We start from the raw sequence: 25,512 nt of genomic DNA, 5'->3' as shown, positions 1-25,512 counted from the left end.
CTAGCGCGCTGCCAGGCACCCATCCGACCACAGCCACGGCGGGAACGGTTGCGGCATACGAGAACGGTCCCGCCGGGGACCCGTCTACTTGTGGTCGGCTGGGTGACCGAGCCCCTTCAGCGCCTCCACGGCCTCACCGGTCTCGACCACGCCGAGCCGCTGGGTCGCACGCGTGAGGGCCACGTACAGGTCGTTGAGCCCGCGCGGTGACGCCGCGACGATCTCGTCCGGCGCGACCAGCAGAACGGCGTCGAACTCGAGGCCCTTGGCGCGCTCGACCGTGAGCACGCTCACGCGTTCGTCGGCGGTCACCGCGGCTTCCACGGCGGCGAGCCGGGCCGCCGGTGTGAGCACGGCCACGGTGCCACCGTCCACTGCGGACAGCTCCTGCGCGACGAGGCCGCCCAGATCGGCGTCGAGGTCGCTCGTCGCCTTCGACCACGGCGCCACGCCCGTCTCCCGGACCGACGCCGGGGCCGCGAGGTCCACGTCGAGCACGGCGAGCACGCGCGCGGCCACGGCCATGATCTCGGCCGGCGTGCGGTAGTTCACGGTGAGCTGCTCGAGGCGCCAGCGATCCGCGACGTAGGGCGAGAGGACCTCGTCCCACGTGCGCGCTCCCCCGGGCGTGCCGGTCTGCGCGACGTCGCCCACGAGTGTCATCGAGCGGTTGGGCGAGCGGCGCATGAGCAGGCGCCAGTCCATGGCGGACAGTTCCTGGGCCTCGTCCACGATCACGTGCCCGAACGTCCACGTGCGGTCCTGCGCGGCGCGCTGGGCCGCGGTCAGCTCGCTGCGCTCCTGCTGGCGCTCGGCGAACAGCTCGGCGTCGAGCACGTCGGACACGCGCAGGATCTCCTCGTCCTGGATCTCCTCGTCCTGCTCCAGGACGTGCAGCACGCCCTCGGCGTAGGCGCGCTCGACGCGCTCGCGGCGCCGGCGCTCGGCGCGCTCCTCGCTGTCGTCCTCGCCGAGCAGCTCGGCGAGCTCGTCGAGCAGCGGCACGTCGGCGGGGGTCCACTTCGCGTCGTGGCCGCTCTCCAGGTGCCCGCGGTCCGCCTCCGACAGCAGCTTGCCGGCGGCGCGATCGAGGTGTTCGCGCTCGGCGAACAGGTCGTCGAGCAGGCCTTCCGGCGTCAGTTTCGGCCACAGCTCGTTCACGGCGGCGGCCACAGCGGGGCTGGCGGCGAGCTCCGCGCGGATGTCCTGCACGTCCTGCGCGTCGAGCAGGTCCTCCCCCAGCTTGCGGGCGGCCTGGCGGGTGAGCGCGTCGAGCACGTCGGACACGAACAGGCGCCGCGCGAGGTTGTGGGGCCGGCGCGAGCGGCGCGCGCGGGTGCGGGCCTCGACGCAGGTCTTGCGGTCGAGCTTGAGGATCTCCCGCTCGTGCTCGATCTCCACCACGGGCTCGGGCACGCGCTGGCGGTCGCGCACGGCGTTGGCGAGCACGTCGGTCATCACCAGGCGCCCCTTGACCTCCGCGGCTTCCGGCGCCTCGATGCCTTCCGCGTCGAGGCCCGGATAGAGCTGCCCGATGGTGGCCAGCAGCACGCCGGTCTCGCCCAGCGACGGGAGGACCTGGCCGATGTAGCGCAGGAACGTGCTGTTGGGCCCGATCACGAGCACGCCGCGCGTGGTGAGCTGCTGGCGGTGCGTGTACAGCAGGTACGCGGCGCGGTGCAGCGCGACGGCGGTCTTGCCCGTGCCCGGCGCGCCCTGCACCACCATCACCCCGCCGAGCGGCGCGCGGATTATCCGGTCCTGCTCCGCCTGGATCGTGGCGACGATGTCGCTCATCTCGCCCGTACGCCGCCGCTCCAGGGCGGCCAGCAGCGCGGCCTCGCCCGCCAGCCCGAGGTCCTGGCCCTGGTCCGCAGCGCTCAGGTCGAGGATCTCGTCGTCGAAGCCCGTCACCTTGCGGCTCAGCGACCGCAGGTGCCGGCGCCGGCGCACACCGTCGGGCGATGCCGCCGTGGCGAGGTAGAACGGCCGCGCGACGGGCGCCCGCCAGTCCACCAGCAGCGGCTTGTAGTCGTCGTCCTCCTCGAACAACCCGAGGCGGCCGATGTAGGTCGTTTCCTCGGCGCTCTCGGGCACGAAGTCGAGGCGGCCGAAGCACAGCCCCTGCTCCACCGACCCGAGCTGCGCGAGCCGGTCGGAGTACAGCGTGGTGGCGACGTCCCGCTCGGTGCGTGCCTGCGGGGTGCCGCCGGTCTGCCGCAGCGTGGTGTCGAGGCGCCGCTGGGCCTCGACCCGCTCGGTGTCGAGCTTCGCGTACAACGTCGTGACATACGCCTGCTCACGCGCCAGCTCGGCGGCGTGCTCGGGCGTACCGTCCTCGAGGGCGCGGTCTGCTTCCCGGTCCGGGGACACGGACAAGTGAGATCCTGCTTTCGCATCGGGGGAAGGCGGCGGAGAGCCGGAAGAACACAACGGCCAACCAGACTACGCCATTCCCGAGCGCGGCTCAGGAGGATCGGAGGTCGTGGAGAGTGCGGAACAGCTCACCTTCACGCGACTCCGGGGTGGCGAACACCGGCGAACTCAGGTTGTGGACGTCGCCCGGATCGCCGTAGTAGCAGCGGTTCAGGGTGGCGGCGCGGGCAAACCGAGCGGCCCTGCGCAGAACGCGGAGTGACCGGACCGGGCAGGCGAGACCGGGCCAATCCTGTAAGAACTCGACGAGGCCGAACTCGTACCCACAGCCGACCGCGCAGCCGGCACGGAGGCCGTGGAGGCTGGTCCACACGCCAAAACGCCGCCGGGCCGAAGCCACGGCGGCGCTGCTGGTCAAAAAATCAGAACGGCAAGCCGAGCGTCGGCAACCCGATCGCCGAGTCCACGGCCAGCGCGACGAACACGATCATCAGGTACGTGTTCGAGCGGTGGAACAGCGACATCGGCTTCGTCTCCTCGCCGCGGCGGACCGCGGCCTGGAGGCGGTGGGCGTAGAAGAGGAACCAGGCTCCGGCGAGCACGGCGAAGGTGGCGTACAGCCAGCTGGTGACCGGCAGCAGCAGGAGCGTCCAGGCGACCATCACCCACGAGTAGATGACGATCTGCTTGGCCACGTGCTGCGGCGTCGCCACGACCGGGAGCATGGGGACGCCCGCGCGCTCGTAGTCGTCGCGGTACTTCATGCCCAGCGCCCAGGTGTGCGGGGGCGTCCAGAAGAAGATGACGCCGAACATCACGAACGCGGGCCACTGCACGGTGCCGGACACGGCGGCCCAGCCGATGACCACCGGCATACAGCCTGCGGCGCCGCCCCACACCACGTTCTGCGACGTGCGCCGTTTGAGGCCCAGGGTGTAGACGAAGATGTAGAAGAGGATGGTCGCGATCGCGAGGATCGCCGACAGCAGGTTCACGGTGAAATACAGGACCGCGAACGAAGCGACGCCGAGCACGAGACCGAAGATCAGCGCGTTGCGCCGCGGCACCGAATCCTTCACCAGCGGGCGCTTCTTGGTGCGGTTCATCACCTTGTCGATGTCCGCGTCGATCACGCAGTTGAGTGCGTTGGCGCTGCCGGCGGCCATCGTGCCGCCCACGAGCGTGGCGAGCACGAGCCACGGCGAAGGGATCTCGCGGCCCGCGAGGAACATCGCCGGGATCGTGGTGACGAGGAGGAGCTCGATCACCCTCGGCTTGGCGAGCGCGGCGTAGGCGCCCACAACCTGGCGGACACTTCGCCGGGCACCACGCGGTCGTTCACCGGTCGGGTGTTCGGCGCTGGTGTTCTCACTGCGTCCGTGCGCAGCGTTCACCAACGACATTTCACTCCCTGGGTCAGTTCGGGGCCGGGCTGCGATCCGGAAGACCGCGATGGAACTGGTGAAGCTCCCGGACCAGGCCCGCGTTCGATGTTAGACGTGGCGAATCCGGTGGGTGATCGAGGGTCCTCGACACGCCGAGGTCTGTCTTCTGCGTCACGCCACCGGGTTCACGCTCGACGACAACGGCGGCGCACGGTGTGTCCGGAAGGAACCGGTCGCGGTGTCCGGCGAGTCCGGTCGGTCCCCTCGATCGTCCCTTTTGCACGGTCCGTGACCAGCGGCGGACGGCGGGCGACCCGCATGGGCGGGATCACCCGGCCGGAAGGGCCGGGCGCGGCCGTCGCGGCTGCCCGGAGCACACCCCAAGCACTAGGCTGTCGCGGACGGGCCGCGTGGCACCCCGGCGCAGTGCTCCCAGCAGGAATATCGTCCCTTCGGGATCGATTGAGATTACTGGCAGTGCACACCGGCTACACCATGACGGAAAGCAAGCGACAACCTCAGGACGGGGAGTTCGAGTTCAGTGTCCGAAACCGCCTCTACCAGCGAGAACAACCCTTTGCTCCGGCGTGACGTGCCCGCCGACTGGACCGGGACCGATTCCCGCGCCGTCGACACCGTCCGGGTCCTCGCCGCGGACGCCGTCGAGAAGGTCGGCAGCGGTCACCCGGGCACCGCGATGAGCCTCGCCCCGCTCGCCTACACGTTGTTCCAGCGGACCATGCGCCACGACCCGACCGACCCGCACTGGCGCGGGCGCGACCGCTTCGTGCTCTCGGCGGGGCACTCCAGCCTCACCCTCTACATCCAGCTGTACCTCGCCGGCTACGGCCTCGAGCTCGAGGACCTCAAGCAGCTGCGCACGTGGGGTTCCCTGACCCCGGGCCACCCGGAGTTCGGCCACACCAAGGGCGTCGAGACCACCACCGGCCCGCTGGGCCAGGGCCTGGCCAACGCGGTGGGCATGGCGATGGCCGCCCGTCGCGAGCGCGGCCTGCTCGACCCCGACGCGGCGCCCGGCGAGAGCATCTTCGACCACCACATCTACGCGATCGCCTCCGACGGCGACATCGAAGAGGGCGTGACCTCCGAGGCCTCGTCGATCGCGGGCCGCCAGGAGCTGGGCAACCTCATCCTCTTCTGGGACGACAACAAGATCTCCATCGAGGACGACACGAACATCGCGCTGTCCGAGGACACCGCGAAGCGCTACGAGGCCTACGGCTGGCACGTGCAGGTCGTCGAGGGCGGCGAGAACGTCACCGCGATCGAGGAGGCCATCAAGGCCGCCAAGGCGGAGACCGAGCGCCCGTCGTTCATCGCGCTGCGGACGATCATCGGCTACCCGGCGCCCACGAAGATGAACACCGGCAAGGCGCACGGCGCCGCGCTCGGCGCCGACGAGATCAAGTCGGTCAAGGAGATCCTCGACTTCGACGTCGAGCGCACTTTCCAGGTCGACGACGAGGTCATCACCCACACCCGCAAGGCCCTCGACCGCGGCAAGCAGGAGCACGCCGCCTGGCAGGAGCGCTACGACGCGTGGGCCGCGGCGAACCCGGAGCGCAAGGCGCTGGCCGACCGGCTCGCGACCCGCACACTGCCCGAGGGCTTCGCCGACAACCTGCCCCACTGGGACCCGGACCCCAAGGGCATCGCGACCCGCAAGGCCTCCGGTGAGGTCCTCAACGCGCTGCGCGACCCGCTGCCCGAGCTGTGGGGCGGCTCCGCCGACCTGGCGGAGAGCAACAACACCACGATGAAGGGCGCCGACTCGTTCGGCCCGGCGAAGGCCACCACGTCCGCGTGGAATGCGAACCCGTACGGCCGCACGCTGCACTTCGGCATCCGCGAGCACGCGATGGGCTCGATCCTCAACGGCATCGCCCTGCACGGCGGCACCCGCCCGTACGGCGCGACGTTCCTCATCTTCTCCGACTACATGCGCCCGCCGGTCCGGCTCGCGGCGCTGATGGGTCTGCCCACGCTGTACGTGTGGACGCACGACTCCATCGGCCTCGGCGAGGACGGCCCGACGCACCAGCCGATCGAGCAGCTCTCCGCGCTGCGCGCGATCCCGGGCCTCAACGTCGTCCGCCCGGCGGACGCCAACGAGACCGCCTACGCGTGGAAGGCCGTGCTGGAAGACGTGCACCACCCGTCGGGTGTCGCGCTCACCCGCCAGAACGTGCCGGTGCTCGAGGGCACCAGCGCCGAAGGCGTGAAGCGCGGCGGCTACGTGCTCGAAGAGGCGTCCGACGGCACTCCCGAGGTCGTGCTGATGGCCACCGGTTCCGAGGTCCAGCTGGCCGTCGCGGCCCGCAAGACCCTCGAGGCCGACGGCGTGCCGACCCGCGTCGTCTCGATGCCGTGCGTCGAGTGGTTCGACGAGCAGGAGCAGTCCTACCGCGACGCGGTGCTGCCGCCGGCAGTCAAGGCGCGCGTGTCCGTCGAGGCCGGGATCGCGCAGTCGTGGCACCGCTTCACCGGTGACGCGGGGGTGAACGTTTCGATCGAGCACTTCGGTGCTTCGGCCGACGCCGCCACACTGTTCCGTGAGTTCGGGTTCACCCCGGAGAAGGTCGTCGAGGCCGCCCGTCGCTCGATCGCCAACACCAAGAACTGAATTTTCTTCCTTGAAGGGGATGAAGAAGGTATGAGCACCACCGATCGGCTCGCACAGCTTTCGGAGGCGGGCGTCTCCATCTGGCTGGACGACCTCTCCCGCGAGCGCCTCAACTCGGGCAACCTCGCCGCGCTGATCCGCGACAAGCACGTCGTGGGCGTCACGACCAACCCGACGATCTTCGCCAACGCGCTGTCAAAGGGCGAAGCCTACGACGCGCAGGTCAAGGAGCTGGCCGAGCGCGGCGCGGACCTCGACGGCACCGTCCGCGAGCTGACGACCAGCGACGTGCGCAACGCCGCCGACCTGTTCCGCGACGTCTACAACGCCACCAACGGCACCGACGGCCGCGTCTCCATCGAGGTCGACCCGCGCCTGGCGCGCGACACCGACAAGACGATCGCCGAGGCCAAGGACCTGTGGAAGGCCGTGGACCGGCCGAACCTGATGGTCAAGATCCCGGCCACCGACGAGGGCCTGCCCGCCATCACCGCGGCGCTGGCCGAGGGCATCAGCATCAACGTGACGCTGATCTTCTCCGTCGAGCGCTACGCGCACGTCATCGAGGCGTTCTTCGCCGGCCTGGAGCAGGCGAAGGCCAACGGCCACGACCTCAAGGGCATCCACTCGGTCGCGTCGTTCTTCGTGTCCCGTGTGGACACCGAGGTCGACAAGCGCCTGAACAAGATCGGCACCGACGAGGCCAAGGCTCTGCTGGGCGAGGCGGCCATCGCCAACACCCGGCTCGCCTACGCCAAGTTCGAGGAGCTCTTCGCGAGCGACCGCTGGCAGGCGCTGGCCGCCGCCGGCGCCAACGCGCAGCGTCCGCTGTGGGCCTCGACCGGCGTCAAGGACCCGGCGTACTCCGACACCCGCTACGTCGACCAGCTCCTGGTCCGCGACGTCGTGAACACGATGCCGGAGAAGACCATGGACGCGGTGGCCGACCACGCCGAGCTCACCGGTGACACGGTGACCGGCCGCGGCGCCGAGGCGCAGGCGGTGTTCGACAAGCTGAGCGCGGCCGGCATCGACGTGCCGGACGTGTTCGTGACCCTCGAGACCGAGGGTGTCGAGAAGTTCGAGAAGTCCTGGCAGGAGCTGCTCGAGACGGTGACCGGCCAGCTGAACAAGGCGAAGGGCTGAAGCCAGACCATGACAGGGGACGAAACCGGCGTCGAGCTCGTCGACGCCGAACTGGCAGGCAAGGCGGCGCCGCTGGTCGAGCGCCTCGTCGCCGACCAGGCCGCGTCGAAGCTCGCCGCGCAGGACGCGACGCTGTGGGGCCCGGACGCCGAGTCCGAGGCGTCGATCCGGCTCTCGTGGACGTCGCTGCACAAGTCGTCGCGGCCGCTGATCGGTGAGATCGAGGCGCTGCGCGCGGAGCTGCAGTCCGAGGGCGTGGACCGCGTGGTGCTCGCCGGCATGGGCGGCTCGTCGCTCGCGCCGGAGGTCATCACCGCGACCGCGGGTGTCGCGCTGACGGTGCTCGACACGACCGACCCGGGCCAGGTGGCCGACGCGCTCGCGGGCGACCTCGAGCGCACGGTGATCGTGGTGTCGTCGAAGTCGGGCGGCACCGTGGAGACCGACAGCCACCGGCGCATCTTCGCGAAGGCCTTCACCGACGCGGGGATCGACGCGGCGCGGCGGATCGTGGTCGTGACCGACCCGGGCTCGCCGTTCTCGGAACTGTCCGAAAAGGAGGGTTACCGCAAGACCTTCCTGGCCGACCCGCACGTCGGCGGCCGCTACTCGGCGCTGACCGCGTTCGGCCTCGTGCCGGCCGGCCTCGCGGGCGCGGACATCGCGCGCCTGCTGGACCAGGCCGCCGCGGTGGCCGAGGTGCTGGGCTCCGACTCGCCCGACAACCCGGCGATCAAGCTCGCGGCCGCCTGGGCCGCCGCCCACGAGGGCGGCGCGGAGAAGGTCGTGCTGGCCGACACCGGCTCCGGCGTCAAGGGCTTCCCGGACTGGGCCGAGCAGCTGATCGCGGAGTCGACCGGCAAGCTGGGCACGGGCCTGCTGCCCGTGGCCGTCGAGGGTCCGCAGGCCGCCGGCTTCGCCGACGCGAAGTCCGACGCGACCCCGGTCGCCGTCGGCGCCGCGGAAGGCGCCGCGAAGATCTCGGTGACCGGCCCGCTCGGCGCGCAGTTCCTGCTTTGGGAGTTCGCGACCGCGCTCGCCGGCCGGCTGATCGGGATCAACCCGTTCGACCAGCCCGACGTCGAGGCTGCGAAGAAGGCCGCACGCGCGTTGCTGGACGAGCCGGAGAAGCTGTCCGGCAAAGAAACTCCGGCCACTGTGGACGGTTCCGTCGAGGTCTTCGGCAGTGAAGGCGTTGCCACGGAAGGAAAGCTGGTGGACGTGCTGCGCGCGTTCTTCGGCTCGGTCGCCGACGGCGGCTACTTCGCCGTGCAGGCCTACCTCGACCGGCTCGACGACGCGTCGACCTCGCTGCTGCGCGGCGAGATCGCCAAGCGCACCGGCGTGCAGACGACGTTCGGCTGGGGTCCGCGGTTCCTGCACTCCACCGGGCAGTACCACAAGGGCGGCCACCAGAACGGCAGTTTCCTCCAGATCACCGGCGCGGTCGCCGAGGACCTGGGTGTGCCGGACCGCCCCTACACCCTGGGACAGCTTCAGCACGCGCAGGCCCTCGGCGACGGTCAGGTCCTCGCCGAGCACGGCCGCCCCGTGCTGCGGCTGCACCTGACCGACCGGGCCGCCGGGCTTGCCGAGCTCGTGCGGGCCGTACAGGAGGCCGGCGAGTGACGACCTGGCAGAACCCGCTGCGGGACCCGCGCGACAAGCGCCTCCCGCGGATCGCGGGCCCGTCGAGCCTGGTGATCTTCGGGGTCACCGGCGACCTGGCCCGCAAGAAGCTCATGCCCGCCATCTACGACCTGGCCCACCGCGGCCTGCTGCCCGCCGGCTTCTCGCTGGTCGGGTTCGCGCGCCGAGACTGGGAGCACCAGGACTTCGGCGAGCTGGTGCACGACTCGGTGCGCGAGCACGCGCGGACGCCGTTCAAGGAGTCGGTCTGGAACCGCCTCGCCGAGGGCATCCGCTTCGTGCAGGGCACGTTCGACGACGACGACGCCTTCGACCGCCTCGCCCAGACCGTGAAGGACCTGGACGCCGAACGCGGCACCGGCGGCAACACGGCGTTCTACCTCTCGATCCCGCCGGGCGCGTTCCCGGTGGTGACCAAGCAGCTGGCCCGCTCGGGCCTGGCCGACACCGACGCCACGACCTGGCGCCGCGTGGTCATCGAGAAGCCGTTCGGCCACGACCTCAAGAGCGCCAAGGAGCTCAACGGGATCGTGAACGACGTCTTCCCCGAGGAGTCGGTGTTCCGCATCGACCACTACCTCGGCAAGGAGACGGTGCAGAACCTGCTGGCGCTGCGCTTCGCCAACCAGATGTTCGAGCCGATCTGGAACGCCAACTACATCGACCACGTGCAGATCACCATGGCCGAGGACATCGGCCTCGGCGGCCGCGCGGGGTACTACGACGGGATCGGCGCCGCGCGCGACGTCATCCAGAACCACCTGCTGCAGCTGCTCGCGCTCACCGCGATGGACGAGCCGCTGTCGTTCGAGCCGAAGGCGCTGCGCTCGGAGAAGGCGAAGGTGCTGGCGGCGACCATGCCGATCCGGCCCTTCGACGAGACCACCGCGCGCGGGCAGTACGCCGGCGGCTGGCAGGGCGGCATGAAGGTGCCGGGCCTGCTGCAGGAAGCGGGCTTCGCGAAGGACTCCAAGACCGAGACCTACGCCGCGGTGACGCTGGAGGTGCAGAACCGCCGCTGGGCGGGTGTGCCGTTCTACCTGCGCACCGGCAAGCGGCTGGGCCGGCGCGTCACGGAGATCGCCGTGGTGTTCAAGCGCGCACCGCACCTGCCGTTCGACTCCACCTCCACCGAGGAGCTGGGCCAGAACGCGCTGGTCATCCGCGTGCAGCCCGACGAGGGCATCACGCTGCGGTTCGGCTCGAAGGTGCCGGGGACCACGATGGAGGTCCGCGACGTCACCATGGACTTCGGCTACGGCCACGCCTTCACCGAGTCCTCCCCCGAGGCGTACGAGCGGCTGATCCTCGACGTGCTGCTGGGCGAGCCGTCGCTGTTCCCGGTGAACGAGGAGGTCGAGCTCTCCTGGGAGATCCTCGACCCGATCCTGGAGCACTGGGCGAAGGAAGGCGCACCCGAGCAGTACGCGCCGGGCACGTGGGGTCCGCAGAGCGCCGACGAGATGTTGGAGCGTACGGGCCGGAACTGGAGGCGTCCGTGATCCATAATCGCGAAGCTGATCGCGGACGCCGACTGGGTGCGGGTATCCCGCAAAAGCACTGGAGGCGTCCGTGATCATCGACCTGCCATCCACCACGACTTCGCAGCTGAACAAGAAGCTGGTGGAGATCCGCGACCAGGGCGGTCAGGTCGCGCTGGGCCGGGTGCTGACCCTGGTCATCGTGGCGGACGACGACGCCAAGCTCGAGGAGGCCATCGAGGCCGCGAACCACGCCAGCCGGGAGCACCCGTCGCGCGTGATCGTGGTCGCGAAGGGCGCGCGCACGGCGGCTCCGCGCATCGACGGCCAGATCCGCGTGGGCGGCGACGCCGGCGCGAGCGAGGTCATCGTGCTGCGCCTCTACGGGCCGCTGGCCGCGCAGGGCCAGAGCGCGGTCGTGCCGCTGCTGCTGCCCGACGCGCCGATCGTCACGTGGTGGCCGGGCGCGGGCCCGAAGGCCCCGGCGGAGGACCCGCTGGGCCAGATCGCGCAGCGGCGCATCACCGACTCGGCCGCGGAAAAGAGCCCCATAAGGGCTCTGACCACGCGGGCGAAGGCCTACGTGGAGGGCGACACCGACCTGGCGTGGACGCGGCTGACGCACTGGCGTGCGCAGCTCGTGTCGGCGCTGGACCTGCCGCCGTACGAGGAGATCACGGCCGCGACCGTCACCGGTGAGGCCGACTCGCCGTCCACGGAGCTGCTGGCGGGCTGGCTCGCCGAGTACCTCAAGGTGCCGGTGAAGCGGATCAAGAGCTCCAGCGCGCAGGGCATCATCTCCGTCGAGCTCGAACGACGTTCGGGTGCAGTGGAGCTGACCCGGCCCGACGGCCGTGTCGGCACGCTGACGCAGCCGGGCCAGCCGACGCGGCGCATCGCGCTGCAGCGGCGGAGCAACCCGGAGTGCCTGGTGGAGGAGCTGCGCCGGCTCGACCCGGACGAGGTCTTCGAGGCGGCGATGCACGGGCTGCCCAAGATCACCGCGCCGACGACCGCGGCGAAGGCTTCGTCTGCGGCTGCTTCTGCTTCTGCTGCTGCTGCGAAGCCGAAGGCCTCGGCGGCCAAGGCTCCGGCGAAGAAGGCCGGCAAGGCCAAGGCGGAAAAGAGCGGTTCGTGAGCCGCACGGAGGTCGTCGTCTACGAGAACGCCGGCCTCCTGGCGGCCGCCGCGGCGGCGCGGCTGGTCACCCGGATCGTCGACGTGCAGGCGGCCAAGGGCTCGGCTTCGGTCGTGCTCACCGGCGGCGGCACGGGCATCGCGGTGCTGGAGGAGCTCAACTCCTCCAGCGCGCGCGACGCGATCGACTGGTCGCGCTTGGACGTCTACTGGGGCGACGAGCGGTTCGTCCCGGCCGACTCCGACGAACGCAACGAGAAGGGCGCGCGCGAGGCCCTGCTGGACCACGTGCCGCTCGACCCGAAGCGCGTGCACGTGATGGCGCCGTCGGACGGCGAGTTCGGTGACGACGTGGACGCCGCGGCCGCGGCGTACGCGGAGGTGCTGGCTTCGCAGGCGGGTCCGGACGAGGGAGGCGTGCCCGCGTTCGACATCTGCCTGCTCGGCCTCGGCGGGGAGGGGCACACCGCTTCGGTGTTCCCGGACTCCCCCGCCGTCCACGAGACGCGGCTTTCGGTGGTGGCGGTGCGCGACTGCCCCAAGCCGCCGTCGACCCGCGTCTCGCTCACGCTCACGGCCATCCGCCGCGCGCGTGAGGTGTGGCTGATGACCGCTGGTGAAGCGAAGGCCGAGGCCGTGTCGCTGGCTCTCGCGGGTGCGCCGGAGGTGCAGGTGCCCGTGTCGGGTGCCCGCGGCTACCGGCGGACGCTGTGGCTTCTGGACCGCACGGCGGCCGGGAAGCTGACGAAGGTGTACGAGCCGCCGACCGCGTGACGCTCGTCGGTTCTCGAAGGCCGCCCCGGGTTCGCCCGGGGCGGCCTTTTCTGTCTCCGCGCAGCCGGTTCGCGGCCCTGACCGTGGGTTTCCGGGCCCGCTCGACCGGCTGACGCGCGCCACCCGTAAGCGTGAAGATCATTCATGTGCGAACGGAGCAGTGACCACTACTCCATCAAGCGGCTCACCAGTATGTGGGATCACCCGTAAGGTGAACGTAGGGTGTTGTGATCGACACCAGGTGACGTCAGACGTCTTCGCCTCACCTGGTTGCTGTAGTGATGGAGATCAGACGACCAAAGTTGTGGGTCCGGGTGAAACTTACCGTCGTCACACGTCTTCTCGTTAGCATCCGCACATTTGTTGCCCGCCGCGCGTCCCGATCGGGTGTCCGGCGCATCTCATCATCAAGTCCACAAGACGAATGGGGTCGCCGCATGAGCACTGAGGGACTCTCGATTCCAGGAATCTCGATGGGCAGCCCCGGCGCGGGGGCCGCCGATCGGGTCCGGCGGTTCAGCCTGCGCGGTGCATTCGCTTCGCTGCGCCGGCCGATCGCGACGACGGTCGGAGTTGAGGCCGTCGCCGTGCTGCTGGCCGTGCTCGACGTGTGGCTGGTGATCCCGCCGAAGGCGCCGCCGTACTCGATCTACCTGTCGGCGGCCGCGTGTCTCGCGGTGGTGCTGCGGCGGAAGCTCCCGTTCCTCGCAGTGGTGCTCGCGGTGCCGGGCTTCCTCGCCGGGTGGGCGCAGCTGGCGTCGATGATCACGCTGGGCACGCTCGCGACCAAGCGCCAGATCCACTGGCAGACGTGGGTGGGCGCCGGGCTGGTGTTCACCTGCCGGTTCGTGCAGTGGCCACTGGACGACTTCGCGCAGCTCAGCTGGCGCGAGCACGTGCTCGACGGCATCTACGGCGTGCTCGTGGCGGGCATGCCCATCGCGATCGGCCTGCTGATCGGCGCCCGCGCGGAGATCTCCGCGAAGCTCGCCGAGCTGGCCAAGAGCCGCGACCGCGAACGCCGCTTCCACGCCGACGCCGTGCGCGCCGAGGAGCGCGCCCGCCTGGCCCGCGAGATGCACGACGTGGTCTCCCACCAGATCACCCTCATCGCCATGCAGGCCGGCGCACTGCAGGCCCAGGCCACCGACGGCCCCGCGCTGCAGACCGCGCAGGTAATCCGCCAGCTCTCCACCCGCACGCTGGAGGAACTGCGTTCGCTCGTGAGCGTGCTGCGCTCCGGCGCCGAGGACGACGGCCCGCGCCCCGGCATCGGCGAGCTGGACCACCTGATCCGCACCGCCGACGTCCCGGTCCACCTGACCGTCGAGCGCCTGCCGGACACCGTGCCGAGCCAGGTGTCGGCCGCCGCGTACCGCACCGTGCAGGAGTGCCTCACCAACGTCCACAAGCACGCCCCCGGCGCCACCGCCACCATCCGCATCCAGGGCGGCAGCGGCGCCCTGAACATCGAGGTCCGCAACGAACGCGCCGAACGCGCCGGCGAACACCTCCCCTCGGGCGGCCACGGCCTCACCGGCCTCGCCGAACGCGCCCGCCTCCTGGGCGGCAGCTTCGAAACCTCGGACACCGAAGACGGCGGTTTCCGCGTGCGGGCCAGGTACCCCCTGGACCGCTGACCCTCTGACCTTCCCCGGTCCCCCGCAGGTCGAAGGGGTGGCCCCAGTGCGCGCCGCGATCCGGCTGCGCCTGGGTGCCACCCCTTCGCCGCGTTCGGGGCTTCTCGGGTTCGGGTTCGTCGGGTTCGGGTTCGTCGGGTTCGGGTTCGTCGGGTTCGGGTTCGTCGGGTTCGGGTTCGTCGGGTAAGGGTTCGGGTTCGGAGCTCGCGCTGACCGGCCCCGCATGTCCCAGAAGCCTCTGGCGGAGTCTTTGCACTGCGCCGACTCCGATTTGCCGGGTGGGCGTTTGGTGCTGTTCGCCAGACACCCCGCCTCGCCAGACACTGCGCCCTCCCTGGGGGGCGTGCCCAGTTCCATTCTATCGGCCGCCCCCGACAGAACCTGCTCGAAAGCCGGTCGAGGGCCGAGTTGTCCACACCCGGGGTCTGGTGTGGACAACTCGCGCTCGCGGCCTCAAAGGGCTTGCCGGAGAAGGGGTTTCAACCCTGGCCCGCGCTCCGGCGACCGCGCCGGGCGGAACCGAGCCACGAGCGACCGCACCGGGAGCAGTCGCACCACCAAGACCAACACCGCAACCAGCATCTGCGCCAGCACCGGAAGCAGCCTCGCCACCCCGTACCCAAGCCGGCGCCAACACACCGGAACCCCCCGAAACGCGAAAACCACCGGCCAGAGCCGAACCGAATCGGCCTGGTCGGTGGTTTCCGACAGGGAAAACCTAGATCAGTTCCCGGCGCTGACGCAGACGCTCGAGGGCCTCGGCGAGGATCGCTTCGCCGTCGGCGTCGCTGCGGCGCTCCTTGACGTACGCGAGGTGCGTCTTGTAGGGCTCGGTGCGGGGCGCGGCGGGCGGGTTCTGCTCGTCCTGTCCGCCGGGCAGACCGCAGCGCGGGCAGTCCCACTCGTCGGGGATTTCGGCCTCCATCGCGAACGACGGACGGGCCTCGTGGCCGTTTGCACACCAGTAGGAGATGCGGCGCCGCGGCGCCGACTCACCCCGCTCCGATTCGCCCGAAGGACCGGCACCCACCCGGGTGCCTCGAATCGCGTTACCGCCAACCATGAATCCTCACACCTAGGAATCGGCGGCGCGCCCCCCAATAGGCACGCCGATGCACACAGAGCCCCTGACTCGCCGGGCCCCGAGCGGGGAGTCCGGTCAGACCTTGAGCAGCAGGCCGAGGCCCACGATGCTGATCAGCCAGATGGCACCCAGCAGCAGGGTGATCCGGTCGAGGTTCTTCTCGGCCACGCTCGAGCCCGAGAGGCTGGACTGCATACCGCCGCCGAACAGCGACGACAGACCGCCACCCCGGCCGCGGTGGAGCAGCACGGCCACGACCAGCAGCACGCTGGAGACGATCAACAGGATTTGCAGGAACAGCTTCATGTCATCCTCTGTGCTCATCGGAGAATGCAGGGGTACGGCTCGAATATCACCGTACCCCTGGACTCGTCCACTGCTGTGTGACGGACCGGATACACAGGTTACCCGGTAGTGGCCTCGATCAGGGCAGGGGGCCACCCGCCGCGAGTGCGCAGAGTTTGGTGAACTCGTCACCGTCGAGGCTCGCGCCACCCACGAGAGCACCGTCGATGTTCTCGCAGCCCACCAGCTCGCCCACGTTGCCCGACTTCACCGAACCGCCGTAAAGCACCCGAACGGCCGAAGCGACCTCGTCGCCGTACTTCTCCGCCAGCACCGTGCGGATGGTCTTGCAGACCTCCTCGGCGTCGGCCGGCGTCGCCACCTTGCCGGTGCCGATGGCCCACACCGGCTCGTAGGCCACGACGACGTCCTTGACCTGCTCGGCCTTGAGCCCCTTGAGGCCCTCGATCAGCTGGGTCGTCGCGTGCGCGTGGTGCTCGCCGGCCTCGCGGACCTCGAGCTTCTCACCGACGCACAGGATCGGCGTGATCCCGTGCTTGACGGCCGCGCGCACCTTCTTGTTGACCAGCTCGTCGGTCTCGGCGTGGTACTCGCGCCGCTCCGAGTGGCCGATGGCGACGTAGGTGCAGCCCAGCTTCGCGAGCATCAGGCCCGACACGTCACCGGTGTAGGCACCGGAGTCGTGCGGGGACACGTCCTGCGCGCCGTAGGTGAGCGACAGCTTGTCGCCGTCGGTGAGGGTCTGAACGCTGCGGATGTCCGTGAACGGCGGCAGCACCGCCACGTCCACCTTCGCGTAGTACTTCGCCGGCAGCGCGAAGGCGATCTTCTGAACCAAGGCGATGGCCTCGAGGTGGTTCAGGTTCATCTTCCAGTTGCCGACGATCAACGGCTTGCGTGCCACTAGTGCTTCTCCTCCAACGCCGAAACGCCGGGCAGTTCCTTGCCCTCCAGGTACTCCAGGGAGGCGCCGCCCCCCGTGGAGATGTGGGAGAAGCCGTCCTCCGGCAGGCCCAGCTGCCGCACCGCGGCCGCCGAGTCACCGCCGCCGACCACGGTGAACGCGTCGCTCTTCACCAGTGCCTCGGCCACGGCACGGGTGCCGCCCGAGAACGCCTCGAACTCGAACACGCCCATCGGGCCGTTCCAGAACACGGTGGCCGCGTCGGCCAGTTTGCTCGCGAACACCTCGCGGCTCTCCGGGCCGATGTCGAGGCCCTGGCGGTCGGCCGGGATGGCCGTGGCGGCCACGACCTCGTGCTCGGCGTCGGCCGCGAACTCGGTGGCGGCCAGCACGTCGACCGGCAGCACGAGTTCCACGCCGCGCTTCTCCGCTTCGGCGAGGAAGCCCGACACCTGGTCCAGCTGGTCGGCCTGCAGCAGCGACTGGCCCACCTCGTGGCCCTGGGCCTTGAGGAAGGTGTAGGCCATGCCGCCGCCGATGAGCAGGCGGTCGACCTTGGTCAGCAGGTTGGCGATCACGCCGAGCTTGTCCGACACCTTCGCACCGCCGAGCACCACCACGTAGGGGCGCTTGACGTCGTCGGTGAGCTTCTTCAGCACGTCGAGCTCGGCCAGCACGAGGCCGCCCGCGTAGGCCGGCAGCACCGCGGCGATCTCGTAGACCGAGGCCTGCTTGCGGTGCACCACGCCGAACCCGTCGGACACGAACGCCCCGCCGGGGACGAGCGCGGCCAGCTCGGCGGCCAGCTCGGAGCGGTCCACGGCGTCCTTGCTGGTCTCGCGCGCGTCGAAGCGCACGTTCTCCAGCAGCGCGACGCCGCCGTCGGCGAGGCCGCCGACGAGCGCCTTGGCCGAGTCGCCCACGAGGTCACCGGCGAGCGGGACCACCGTGTCGAGCAGCTCGCCCAGCCGCTTCGCGACGGGCGCGAGCGTGTACTTCGGGTCGGGCTCGCCCTTGGGTCGGCCCAGGTGCGCCGTGACGACGACCTTGGCGCCCGCGCCGGCGAGCTTCTCGATCGTCGGCAGAGCCGCGCGGACGCGGCCGTCGTCGGTGATCCGGTCCGCGGCGAGCGGGACGTTCAGGTCGCTGCGTACGAGTACGTAGCGGCCCTGAACGCCCTCGCTCAGCAGGTTTTCGAGGTTCTTGACCGTCATCGGGTTCAGGAGAGCTTCGAACCGACGAGCTTGACCAGGTCGGCGAGGCGGTTGGAGTAGCCCCACTCGTTGTCGTACCAGCCGACGACCTTGACCTGGTTGCCGATGACCTTGGTCAGCGGCGCGTCGTAGATGCACGACGCCGGGTCGGTGACGATGTCGGCCGACACGATCGGGTCCTCGTTGTAGCGCAGGTAGCCCGACAGCGGGCCCTCGGCGGCGGCCTTGTACGCGGCGTTGACCTCTTCCAGCGTCGCCGGCTTGGTCAGCGTGACCGTGAGGTCGGTGGCCGAGCCGGTCGGCACCGGGACGCGCAGCGCGTAACCGTCGAGCTTGCCCTGCAGCTCCGGCAGCACCAGGCCGATGGCCTTCGCGGCACCGGTCGAGGTCGGCACGATGTTCAGCGCGGCGGCGCGGGCGCGGCGCAGGTCCTTGTGCGGCGCGTCCTGCAGGTTCTGGTCCTGCGTGTACGCGTGGATCGTGGTCATCAGGCCCTGCTCGATGCCGAACGCGTCCTGCAGGACCTTGGCCAGCGGGCCGAGGCAGTTGGTGGTGCAGGAGGCGTTGGAGATGATGACCTGCGAACCGTCGTACTTGTCGTCGTTGACGCCCAGCACGATCGTGAGGTCCTCACCCTTGGCGGGCGCGGAGATGATGACCTTCTTGGCGCCGCCGGCGATGTGGGCCTTCGCGGCGTCGGCGTTGGTGAAGAAGCCGGTCGACTCGACGACGACGTCCACGCCCAGCTCGCCCCACGGCAGGTTCGCCGGGTCGCGCTCCGCCAGGGCCTTGATGGTCTTGCCGTCGACGACGATGCCGTCGTCGCTCAGGCTGACCTCGCCCGGGAAACGGCCAAGGATGGAGTCGTACTTGAGCAGGTGGGCCATCGTCGCGACGTCGCCGAGGTCGTTGAACGCGACGACCTCGATGTCGTGACCGCTCGCCTTCACGGCGCGGAAGAAGTTGCGGCCGATCCGGCCGAAGCCGTTGACACCTACGCGAACGGTCACTGCTGCCACTCCTCTTATCGCTGTGTTTCCGAACCGGGGCCCACGCCCCGGAAGACTTCCGGGCTCGGCGCAACCCTAGCGTGCGGGCGCGGTCGACCCTGACTGCCCCGACGAGACTTCCACCACTGCGCCGAACCGTCAAGAATCGATTAAGAAGCCAGCTCACGAGCTTGCGACAGGAAATCCGGCGGTGTCACAGGAGGGGTGCGGACCACACGCTTGATCGGTCTTGGTGCCGCGGTTCACGCGGTGGCCTGACGGGGGGTGGAGTCCGGAAGGTCGGGATCGGGGGGCGGGCCCGGGCGCGTCGCGAGCAGGATGCGCGGGGTGGCGCGTCGGGCCGCGGCCGCGTCTCGCGGGTGTGCGGCCGGCTCGCCGAGGCGCGGGACCGGCCGGGCGTCGGTCACGAGCGCGGCGGGTCGCGACGGGAACCGGGGGTTGCGGCCGGCCGGCCCAGCAGGCCCAGCCGGCGTCGACGGCCCGGCCCCGTAGCTCTCGGTCGCCTCGCGAGGCGACCCGTCGAGCCGGCGGTGCTGCCCGGACAGCCGGGGCTGCTCGTCGGCGCGCTCACGTGGACAGCTCACGTTCGGCCGGGGTGCGGAACTTCGGCACCACGCGTGTCTCCCCCAGCCACGTCGTCAGGCGGGCGGCTTCGGCTTCCAGGGTGGCCGCCCGGTCGGCGCCGACGTCCTCCAGGAGGCGCAGCACGACCTCGCCGGTCGGGCGCTGGGCCCAGGCGCCGACGACGCGGCCGTCGCACCAGGCGGTGGGGCCGATGTTGCCGCTGCGGTCGAAGAGGGCGGGGCGGTGGGGGCCGAGGTACCAGTCGCGGGCGGACCAGCCCATGGGCGTCGGATCGAGGGCGGGGAGCAGAGCGACCCAGGGTGCCGGTTCCGGGACGGGCTCGAGGTCGTCGGACAGGACGAGGCCGGGTTCGCCGTCGAGGTCGACCTCCGTGGGAGCGACGGCGGCGAGGGCCTGTTTGGTCTGGCCGGCCGTCCAGCCGGTCCACCAGCGCAGGTCGGCGACGGGTGCCGGGCCGAAGGCGCGCAGCCAGCGCCGCGCTAGTTCGGCGCGGGCGTCGGCGGTCGGGACCGGGGGCAGGCCGCCGGGGAGCCAGCCGTCGAGCGGGGCCCAGTGGTACTGCGTGCTGAGCCAGCTGCCGCGCGGGCGTCCGCGCACGATGCGGCCGTCGACGGCGAGCTGGAAGAGCACGCGGCTGGTGACGTTGCCGATCGCCGCGTACGGCTTACCCTTGGCCATGTGGAGCTGCTGGCGCAGGCGCGGTTCGTCGTCGACCAGGTCCTGCGCGGTGGCGGATCCCCTGGCGCGCAAGGCTTTCTCGACGCTCGCGGCAACGTCGGCGAGCCAGCTCGGTGGATCGTCCACATTGGTGGGATGGCCGACCGTGCCGAGGTGCTGTTCGAGCAGTTTCCGTTGCTTCGCAGCGATATCGCTCGCGCAGCCGGCCTGCACGAGCGCGGCCGTGGCCACCTCGGCGACGAACATCGTGCGGCGCATGCCGAGGAGCCGCAACAACGTGCGGTCTTCGTACAGCGCGCGCTCGACATCGGCGACGCCCACTTCCGGCACCCGCGCCCACGCGGCGAGGAACACCGACGCCGGGTCGGTCGCGTGCAGGGCGACGACCCCGGCGGCGGCCTCCTCGACGGTGGCCGCGGGAACCGCGAGGTGGTGGCGCACGCCGAGCCGGGCACGGCGTTGCGCGAGGGAGATCTTCACGCTGTCGTTGTACCAGCGGGATCCGACAAAAACGTCTCGTGCCGACGCGGCCGCGCGTTCTACGCTCGGGAGATGGTCACGCCTGCGCACTTCGCGGCCTTCGCCGCGCTGACGTTCCTCATGGTCGTCGTCCCCGGGCCCAGCGTGCTGTTCACCATCAGCCGCGCGCTCACCGTGGGCCGCCGCGACGCCCGACCTCACTAGTTGCGGCGGTCTGAACAGGTGCTTCGCGAATTGACCAGCGGGGCACCATCGCCGGGAGGCTGAGGGACGCCCGCTCCTATCGCAGGAGCACCCGATGTCCAAACAGGACACCCGCCCCCGAGCTCTACGCAAGTGCGCCGTGGCCATCATGGCAGCATTGCTGCTGCCGCTCACTCTCGCCGCGCAGTGCGACGCCCCGACCCCGGCCAAGACGCCGGCCCCGTCGGCCCACTGCGAGGAGGACCGGCCGTGCTGGAACTGCTCCACGATGGGCAACCGCCGCTGTGATCCGAACGGGGCGGACCTGTGATCCGCGCTGCCGGGACCGTGTTACGAATTGGCCGGCTCAGCGATTCCTCCACCAGACCCACGGAGGAACCCACGATGACCATCAGACGAAGACGTTCGATTGCCGCCCTCGCAGGGGCGCTGCTTGTAGGCGGCCTCGCGGCCTTGGCCTTCGTAACACCAGCTCCGGTGAACGCCGGTCACGCGATAGCCCCGGCTAACCCTGTGGCGCACGAGGTCGCCGTGACGATCTGGGACCCGCAGAACGCCGACAGCTACCGCTACCTCGACTCCCCCACTGGCTTCGTCATCAACGCCGACGCGTCGGTGGTGCAGGGAAACCGAGTCGCGAGCGGCGTGTTCGACGGCACGGAGGGCTCACGCACCCGGACGTTCACCATCGGGACCTACGAGACCAGGGACGCCTTCCGTCTCCAGGTGGCCGTGGCCACGCCGACGATCTACATGGACGACACCGCCGACGACATGGGGTCCAAGCCCCGCCCGGTATGCACGATTGCGTGGGACGGTGTGACCGCCACCGACTCCAACGTTGATCCTCGCCAGGGGTGGATCAGCGACGGGCAGGGCGGCTACCGCGACGTGTCCACGTGCACGCTCAACACGTCGCCGATGACCTACGACGAGATGCGCACCTTCTGACCGAACGGACAGCAGGAAGCCCCCAGCGTTCTCGAATCGCTGGGGGCTTCCTCGTGTGCGCAGTCAGCGCCCGAGCTGCGCCAGGAACGCCGACCAGCTGTCACGGCCGACGGCGACGTGCCCGGAAACCCGGTCCTTTGTGTCCCGAACCCCGACGACGGCCGCGCCCACCGCGACCTCGACACAGTTGTTGTTCGCTCCGCTGTAGCTGCTCTTCCGCCACTCGGCGGCGTGCCTCTGCTCGGTCATCTGCTCATCCTGTCTCTTGCGCGAGACGCTCGATGAGGTTCCGGCTTTCCACCTCCCCGAGCGTCGCAGCCTTCAGTGTTCCAAACAGCTCGCTCAGCGTCCGCACCACGTCCGGATCGTCGATTAGGTGCCCGCCCACCGCGTATTCCTGGTAGGCGACCGGCGTCGACACTTCCGGCTCGAAATCGAGCAGGTGAAACGACCCGCTCATCGCGGGGTGCAGCCCTGCGGACAGCGGCAGCACGCGGATGGTGATGTTCGGCTTACGCGACATCGCGACCAGATAGCGCAGCTGCTCGACGCCGACGCCGTCCGGCTCGTGAGCAGCCCGCAACAGCGCGGACTCGGACAGGATCGCCGACAGCGACGGCCCGCCTGGATCGTCCAGCACCGCCTGGCGCCGGATACGCGCGCTCGTGAGCCGCTCCACCGCGTCCGCCGAGACGACGTGCGTACCCTTCTCGTGGGTGCGCCGTGCGTACGCCTTCGTCTGGAGCAGCGCCGTCACCAGCTCGATCTCGAACACCCGGATGGCGCGCGCGTCGGCCTCCATGCCCACGTAGGTCTGAAGCCACGGCGGGAGCTTGTAGGTGGCCCACCAACCGCGTTGCGCGCCTTCCTTGCGCAGCTGCTCCAGCACCGCGCGTACCTCGGCCGGCGCGCCGTAGAGGTCGAGCAGCACCTGGAGGTCGGGCTTCCGGGGTGCGTTGCGGCCGTTCTCGATGTGCCCGATGCGGCTCACCGAGCAGTCGAGCACCTCGGCCGCCTGCTCCACGGACACGTCTCCCTCGACGCGGAGACGGCGCAGCTCAGCGCCGAGCCGCTTGCGGCGCATCGTCGGACTGTTCGCCATGCACGGATCGTATCGCTACCGCGTCCGCCCGTAGTGACAGCTGCAAAACGTAGTGCTACGTTTTAGCGACGCCGGATGACTGGTCCGACGTAGGGCGCCAGGGTAGGGGCGACAATATGACGGTACGAATCACGGGCGAGCTGCCGCCGGCGGCAGTCGACACGGCGCTGTACGGCGTGCACTTCTGGGCCGGTGACACCCGCAACCATCGATACCTGCGGTCCCAGCTCGACGACCCGGAGCGCGACACCTTCCAGCCCGAATGCACCTTGAGCAGCTTCGTCATCCCCCGGCGCTGGGCCTTCCGTTCCGAGCTGTCGGCGGACGAGCTGGGCGAGGACCGCGACAAGACGCGTGACTGCCGTCCGTGCTTCCGGGCGAGGCGATGACAGTGGGTGTCTGGATCCAAGACGACGGTACCGAGGTCCTGACGGACCCGAAGACGGGCGACCTGATCGAGCCCGACGACAAGAAAGCCCTGCGGGACTTCGCTGAGGGCGTCCTGGTCAAGCACGAGCAGGGCCACACGGTCGAGGAACTCGCAACGTGGCTCGTGATCGACATCCCCCTCGTGCGAGTGGCCATCGCCATCGGCCGCCGGAACCGCAAGATGGGGCTCCGCTGATCTCCCGGCTGCTGCGCTGCTTCCCCCGACAGTGGTGCAGTGGCCGGGTTCCCACTCCCGCCCACGGGCGGGTGAGTCGACGCCCCCCGAAGACTTCTCGAACTTCGGGGGGCGTCGCGCTGTCCGGACACGACAGAAGAGCCCCCGCCGCCTGCGCGATGCAGGAGGCGGGGGCTCGTTGCTGTGCGCCGAGGTGGCGCGGTCGGTACGGTTCGGGCGCGGGTCCGGCGCCACCCTCCCCCTCGGTGCGCCGGACCCGCCCGGAGACGACGAAAGGGCCCCGCCCCTGCGTAATGCAGGAGACGGGGGCTCGTTGCTGCGGTGCGACGGCGCGGCTCCACGGCTTGTCGGTTCGGCCCTTTGGTCATGCCTCGCCATCGGCACCGCGCCCGACTAATATGGCGCGTCGCGGGCCCGGGGTCCCCAGACCCCGGTTCGCCGGGCCCGCCTCGATCAGCTCGGCGGGCCATAAGGCCCCGGGTGTGGTGATTGACCTCGATCGAACTTGGGTAGCTTTCACCGGGAGTGTTCGCCCCACTCTCGGAGGTGATCATGGCGAGCCTGCAGAATCAGCCGACGGCGGCAGACGAACTGGCAGACCGCTGGTCGAGACCGGAACCAACGCCCAGGGACTATAGAGCTGCGGTGGCAGAGATTGAGCAGCTCCGCGCCGCATTGCGCTCGCGCGCCCCGATTGAACAGGCCAAAGGGATGCTGATGGAGCGACACAGCTGCGGACCCGATGAGGCGTTCGACGCTCTGCGCGCCATCTCTCAAGACACCAACACCAAACTCCGCGACGTTGCCCGCACCATCGTCGAGGCGACGCTCGAAGAAAGAACGACCCGTCGGCCGACTGCTTGACCGACAGGCCGTCCGTCCCTGGCGGCCCGGAACCCCTGCGTCTCCCTCGACCGCAGGTCCAAACCGCCATTCCGCCACCCTACGCTGCCGGCGGCGGGTCGTTCGGCTTCGCGCGCACGACCGCGCTGGTACCGAGCAGACCGCCGCCGATCGCGATGACCAGCGCGGCGGTGTCGGCGTCGATGTGCACGCCGACTGCCGCGAGGACGCCGACGACGGCCGGCACGGTGAGGTAGCCAGACAGTCCGGCGATCGCCTTGCGGTATCGGCCGGGCGCCGTGCGAACCCAGGCGGCGAGCCGCTGCCACCGGCCGGGCGCGGGCGAGGCGGTCATCAGCCGACCACGTCGATCACGAACGGCTTGGCCGCGGAGTAGTTCAGGTCGCACCAGAGCGCGCCCGGCAGCGGGTACGTGCGGTGGTTGTCCAGGCGGTCGTTGTAGCCCTGGGCGGCCGCGGGGTCGTGGCCGATGCCGGCACCGTCCTGGCCCCACGCGTAGATGTGCCCGACCCACATCGGCGCGACGACCGTCTTCGCTCCGGGCGTGAGCGGCGGCCGCACGATGACGCGGCAGTTCGGGCCGCCCGGCAGGTTCAGCCGGACGCTGTTCTGGCCGTTGTTGGGCGGGGTGACGGTGATGCGTTCCATGAGTTCCACTCCCGGATCGGTGCTCGGCGCCGTAGCGCCCTGGTAGTTGTGCTGGCCCCAGTCGTCGGCGAGCACGTCGCTCTCGTCGCAGTCGACGCCGTCCACCTCGACGGTGCCGAGCTTCTGGTAGAGCGCGGCCTTGCCGGACTTCTTGCCGTGGGACCAGGCCGCGGTCTGCCAGCCGTAGCGGGCGTGCGGGCCCACCGCCTGCTCGATCACGTCGTACTCGCCGTACACGCCGACAAGGACGACGCTCCCGAGGACCGACGCGACGCCGTCGAGGTAGGCCATCACCGCGTCGAACTGGGCCGCGGTGACCTGGTCGGAGTCCACCGCGAAGTAGATCGGGCGGTCGCGCGGGAACCCGCACGCGTCGGCGTCCGCACGCGCGGTCTGAGCCGCCACCACACCGGCCGAGCGCCCGCCCGCCGCGTCGCCGCCGTGGTTCTCGTAGACGAGCGCGACGCCGACGCCGTGCGCGTCGAGGTCGAGGAACTCGGCGCGAGTGAGGTTCTTCGGGCGGCCGGGCGTGCCGATGTAGCGGACGACGCCGGCGTGGCCCCGTCCGGCGACGGCCGCGCCGCTCGGCCGGCCAGTGGAGTAGTCGAGAACGGTTGCCATCGG

The 25,512-nt window shown here is 70.4% G+C and carries 26 protein-coding genes and 1 pseudogene; 14 read left to right on the top strand and 13 right to left on the bottom strand.

Going from position 1 to position 25,512, the window contains the following annotated elements:
* Positions 1 to 84: 84 nt before the first annotated feature.
* Both AB0383_RS19840 and AB0383_RS19835 read right to left on the bottom strand, forming a co-directional pair.
* Complete coding sequence (locus AB0383_RS19840; RefSeq protein WP_366188142.1) at positions 85 to 2,379, bottom strand: ATP-binding domain-containing protein; 2,295 nt, start codon at positions 2,377 to 2,379, stop codon at positions 85 to 87.
* A gap of 419 nt (positions 2,380 to 2,798) precedes the next feature.
* A complete protein-coding gene (locus tag AB0383_RS19835; protein ID WP_364176801.1) occupies positions 2,799 to 3,779 on the bottom strand; it encodes a heme o synthase in 981 nt (326 codons plus the stop codon).
* Between the two features lie 523 nt (positions 3,780 to 4,302).
* Between AB0383_RS19835 and tkt the strand changes: the two genes are divergently transcribed.
* From tkt to AB0383_RS19795, 8 genes are all read left to right on the top strand, one after another.
* Entirely contained in the window at positions 4,303 to 6,405 is a 2,103-nt protein-coding gene (gene tkt / locus AB0383_RS19830) for a transketolase (protein ID WP_366188141.1), read from the top strand.
* 30 nt (positions 6,406 to 6,435) lie between these two features.
* Entirely contained in the window at positions 6,436 to 7,551 is a 1,116-nt protein-coding gene (tal, locus tag AB0383_RS19825) for a transaldolase (protein WP_364176796.1), read from the top strand.
* A 9-nt stretch (positions 7,552 to 7,560) separates the two neighbouring features.
* On the top strand, positions 7,561 to 9,180 hold the full coding sequence (locus tag AB0383_RS19820; protein WP_364176793.1) for a glucose-6-phosphate isomerase: 1,620 nt from the start codon (positions 7,561 to 7,563) through the stop codon (positions 9,178 to 9,180).
* Positions 9,177 to 10,703 carry a glucose-6-phosphate dehydrogenase gene (gene zwf / locus AB0383_RS19815; RefSeq protein ID WP_366188140.1) on the top strand — a complete coding sequence of 509 codons (1,527 nt, stop codon included), beginning with the start codon at positions 9,177 to 9,179 and terminating at the stop codon, positions 10,701 to 10,703. The genes AB0383_RS19820 and zwf overlap by 4 nt, the downstream gene beginning before the upstream one ends.
* 70 nt (positions 10,704 to 10,773) lie before the next feature.
* Complete coding sequence (gene opcA / locus AB0383_RS19810) at positions 10,774 to 11,820, top strand: glucose-6-phosphate dehydrogenase assembly protein OpcA (RefSeq protein WP_366188139.1); 1,047 nt, start codon at positions 10,774 to 10,776, stop codon at positions 11,818 to 11,820.
* Complete coding sequence (pgl, locus tag AB0383_RS19805; RefSeq protein ID WP_364176784.1) at positions 11,817 to 12,593, top strand: 6-phosphogluconolactonase; 777 nt, start codon at positions 11,817 to 11,819, stop codon at positions 12,591 to 12,593. The genes opcA and pgl overlap by 4 nt, the downstream gene beginning before the upstream one ends.
* Before the next feature lie 437 nt (positions 12,594 to 13,030).
* Positions 13,031 to 14,233 carry a histidine kinase gene (locus AB0383_RS19800; RefSeq protein WP_364176782.1) on the top strand — a complete coding sequence of 401 codons (1,203 nt, stop codon included), beginning with the start codon at positions 13,031 to 13,033 and terminating at the stop codon, positions 14,231 to 14,233.
* A gap of 37 nt (positions 14,234 to 14,270) precedes the next feature.
* On the top strand, positions 14,271 to 14,420 hold the full coding sequence (locus AB0383_RS19795; RefSeq protein ID WP_366188138.1) for a hypothetical protein: 150 nt from the start codon (positions 14,271 to 14,273) through the stop codon (positions 14,418 to 14,420).
* A 531-nt stretch (positions 14,421 to 14,951) separates the two neighbouring features.
* On the opposite strand, the gene AB0383_RS19790 is transcribed toward AB0383_RS19795, so the two are convergent.
* The 7 genes from AB0383_RS19790 to AB0383_RS19760 form a co-directional block, all read right to left on the bottom strand.
* On the bottom strand, positions 14,952 to 15,296 hold the full coding sequence (locus AB0383_RS19790) for an RNA polymerase-binding protein RbpA (protein ID WP_220238699.1): 345 nt from the start codon (positions 15,294 to 15,296) through the stop codon (positions 14,952 to 14,954).
* A gap of 96 nt (positions 15,297 to 15,392) precedes the next feature.
* Positions 15,393 to 15,623 carry a preprotein translocase subunit SecG gene (secG, locus tag AB0383_RS19785; protein ID WP_220238698.1) on the bottom strand — a complete coding sequence of 77 codons (231 nt, stop codon included), beginning with the start codon at positions 15,621 to 15,623 and terminating at the stop codon, positions 15,393 to 15,395.
* 118 nt (positions 15,624 to 15,741) lie between these two features.
* On the bottom strand, positions 15,742 to 16,527 hold the full coding sequence (gene tpiA, locus AB0383_RS19780; RefSeq protein WP_364176779.1) for a triose-phosphate isomerase: 786 nt from the start codon (positions 16,525 to 16,527) through the stop codon (positions 15,742 to 15,744).
* Entirely contained in the window at positions 16,527 to 17,741 is a 1,215-nt protein-coding gene (locus AB0383_RS19775; protein ID WP_366188137.1) for a phosphoglycerate kinase, read from the bottom strand. The genes tpiA and AB0383_RS19775 overlap by 1 nt, the downstream gene beginning before the upstream one ends.
* Positions 17,742 to 17,746: 5 nt before the next feature.
* A complete protein-coding gene (gene gap / locus AB0383_RS19770) occupies positions 17,747 to 18,751 on the bottom strand; it encodes a type I glyceraldehyde-3-phosphate dehydrogenase (RefSeq protein WP_364176773.1) in 1,005 nt (334 codons plus the stop codon).
* Positions 18,752 to 18,993: 242 nt separating this feature from the next.
* A complete protein-coding gene (locus AB0383_RS19765) occupies positions 18,994 to 19,335 on the bottom strand; it encodes a hypothetical protein (protein ID WP_366188136.1) in 342 nt (113 codons plus the stop codon).
* The gene (locus tag AB0383_RS19760) at positions 19,319 to 20,494 is read right to left on the bottom strand and encodes a winged helix DNA-binding domain-containing protein (RefSeq protein ID WP_364184896.1); all 1,176 of its coding nucleotides are present in this window, start codon (positions 20,492 to 20,494) and stop codon (positions 19,319 to 19,321) included. The genes AB0383_RS19765 and AB0383_RS19760 overlap by 17 nt, the downstream gene beginning before the upstream one ends.
* A 72-nt stretch (positions 20,495 to 20,566) precedes the next feature.
* On the opposite strand from AB0383_RS19760, the pseudogene AB0383_RS19755 reads away from it, so the two are divergent.
* The 3 genes and pseudogenes from AB0383_RS19755 to AB0383_RS19745 all read left to right on the top strand — a co-directional run.
* A pseudogene (locus AB0383_RS19755) lies at positions 20,567 to 20,686 on the top strand (LysE family translocator); the annotation flags it as partial.
* 106 nt (positions 20,687 to 20,792) lie between these two features.
* Entirely contained in the window at positions 20,793 to 21,008 is a 216-nt protein-coding gene (locus AB0383_RS19750) for a hypothetical protein (protein ID WP_366188135.1), read from the top strand.
* Between the two features lie 221 nt (positions 21,009 to 21,229).
* The gene (locus AB0383_RS19745; RefSeq protein ID WP_366188134.1) at positions 21,230 to 21,649 is read left to right on the top strand and encodes a hypothetical protein; all 420 of its coding nucleotides are present in this window, start codon (positions 21,230 to 21,232) and stop codon (positions 21,647 to 21,649) included.
* Between the two features lie 63 nt (positions 21,650 to 21,712).
* Here AB0383_RS19745 and AB0383_RS19740 read toward each other — a convergent pair whose 3' ends face one another.
* The gene (locus tag AB0383_RS19740; protein WP_366188133.1) at positions 21,713 to 21,898 is read right to left on the bottom strand and encodes a DUF397 domain-containing protein; all 186 of its coding nucleotides are present in this window, start codon (positions 21,896 to 21,898) and stop codon (positions 21,713 to 21,715) included.
* 4 nt (positions 21,899 to 21,902) lie between these two features.
* Positions 21,903 to 22,733: a helix-turn-helix transcriptional regulator gene (locus tag AB0383_RS19735; RefSeq protein WP_366188321.1), complete on the bottom strand. Its 831-nt coding sequence runs from the start codon at positions 22,731 to 22,733 to the stop codon at positions 21,903 to 21,905.
* 134 nt (positions 22,734 to 22,867) lie between these two features.
* Between AB0383_RS19735 and AB0383_RS19730 the strand changes: the two genes are divergently transcribed.
* The 3 genes from AB0383_RS19730 to AB0383_RS19720 all read left to right on the top strand — a co-directional run bounded on the left by AB0383_RS19730 (position 22,868) and on the right by AB0383_RS19720 (position 24,240).
* Positions 22,868 to 23,140: a hypothetical protein gene (locus AB0383_RS19730; RefSeq protein WP_366188132.1), complete on the top strand. Its 273-nt coding sequence runs from the start codon at positions 22,868 to 22,870 to the stop codon at positions 23,138 to 23,140.
* Positions 23,141 to 23,142: 2 nt separating this feature from the next.
* Positions 23,143 to 23,376: a hypothetical protein gene (locus tag AB0383_RS19725; RefSeq protein WP_366188131.1), complete on the top strand. Its 234-nt coding sequence runs from the start codon at positions 23,143 to 23,145 to the stop codon at positions 23,374 to 23,376.
* Positions 23,377 to 23,928: 552 nt separating this feature from the next.
* Positions 23,929 to 24,240, top strand: a complete 312-nt coding sequence (locus AB0383_RS19720; RefSeq protein ID WP_366188130.1) for an ANTAR domain-containing protein — start codon at positions 23,929 to 23,931, stop codon at positions 24,238 to 24,240.
* A 79-nt stretch (positions 24,241 to 24,319) separates the two neighbouring features.
* On the opposite strand, the gene AB0383_RS19715 is transcribed toward AB0383_RS19720, so the two are convergent.
* Together AB0383_RS19715 and AB0383_RS19710 are read right to left on the bottom strand one after the other, a co-directional pair.
* Positions 24,320 to 24,574, bottom strand: coding sequence for a hypothetical protein (locus AB0383_RS19715; protein WP_366188129.1), 255 nt, complete (start codon positions 24,572 to 24,574; stop codon positions 24,320 to 24,322).
* Positions 24,574 to 25,509 (bottom strand): glycoside hydrolase domain-containing protein, encoded by a 936-nt coding sequence (locus AB0383_RS19710; RefSeq protein WP_366188128.1) that lies wholly within the window; start codon positions 25,507 to 25,509, stop codon positions 24,574 to 24,576. Before AB0383_RS19710 ends, AB0383_RS19715 begins: the two co-directional genes overlap by 1 nt.
* Positions 25,510 to 25,512: the final 3 nt, after the last annotated feature.

This window comes from Amycolatopsis sp. NPDC051373, from assembly GCF_040689465.1.
Classification (GTDB): Bacteria; Actinomycetota; Actinomycetes; order Mycobacteriales; family Pseudonocardiaceae; genus Amycolatopsis.
This window is presented reverse-complemented; position numbering and strand designations above follow the sequence as displayed.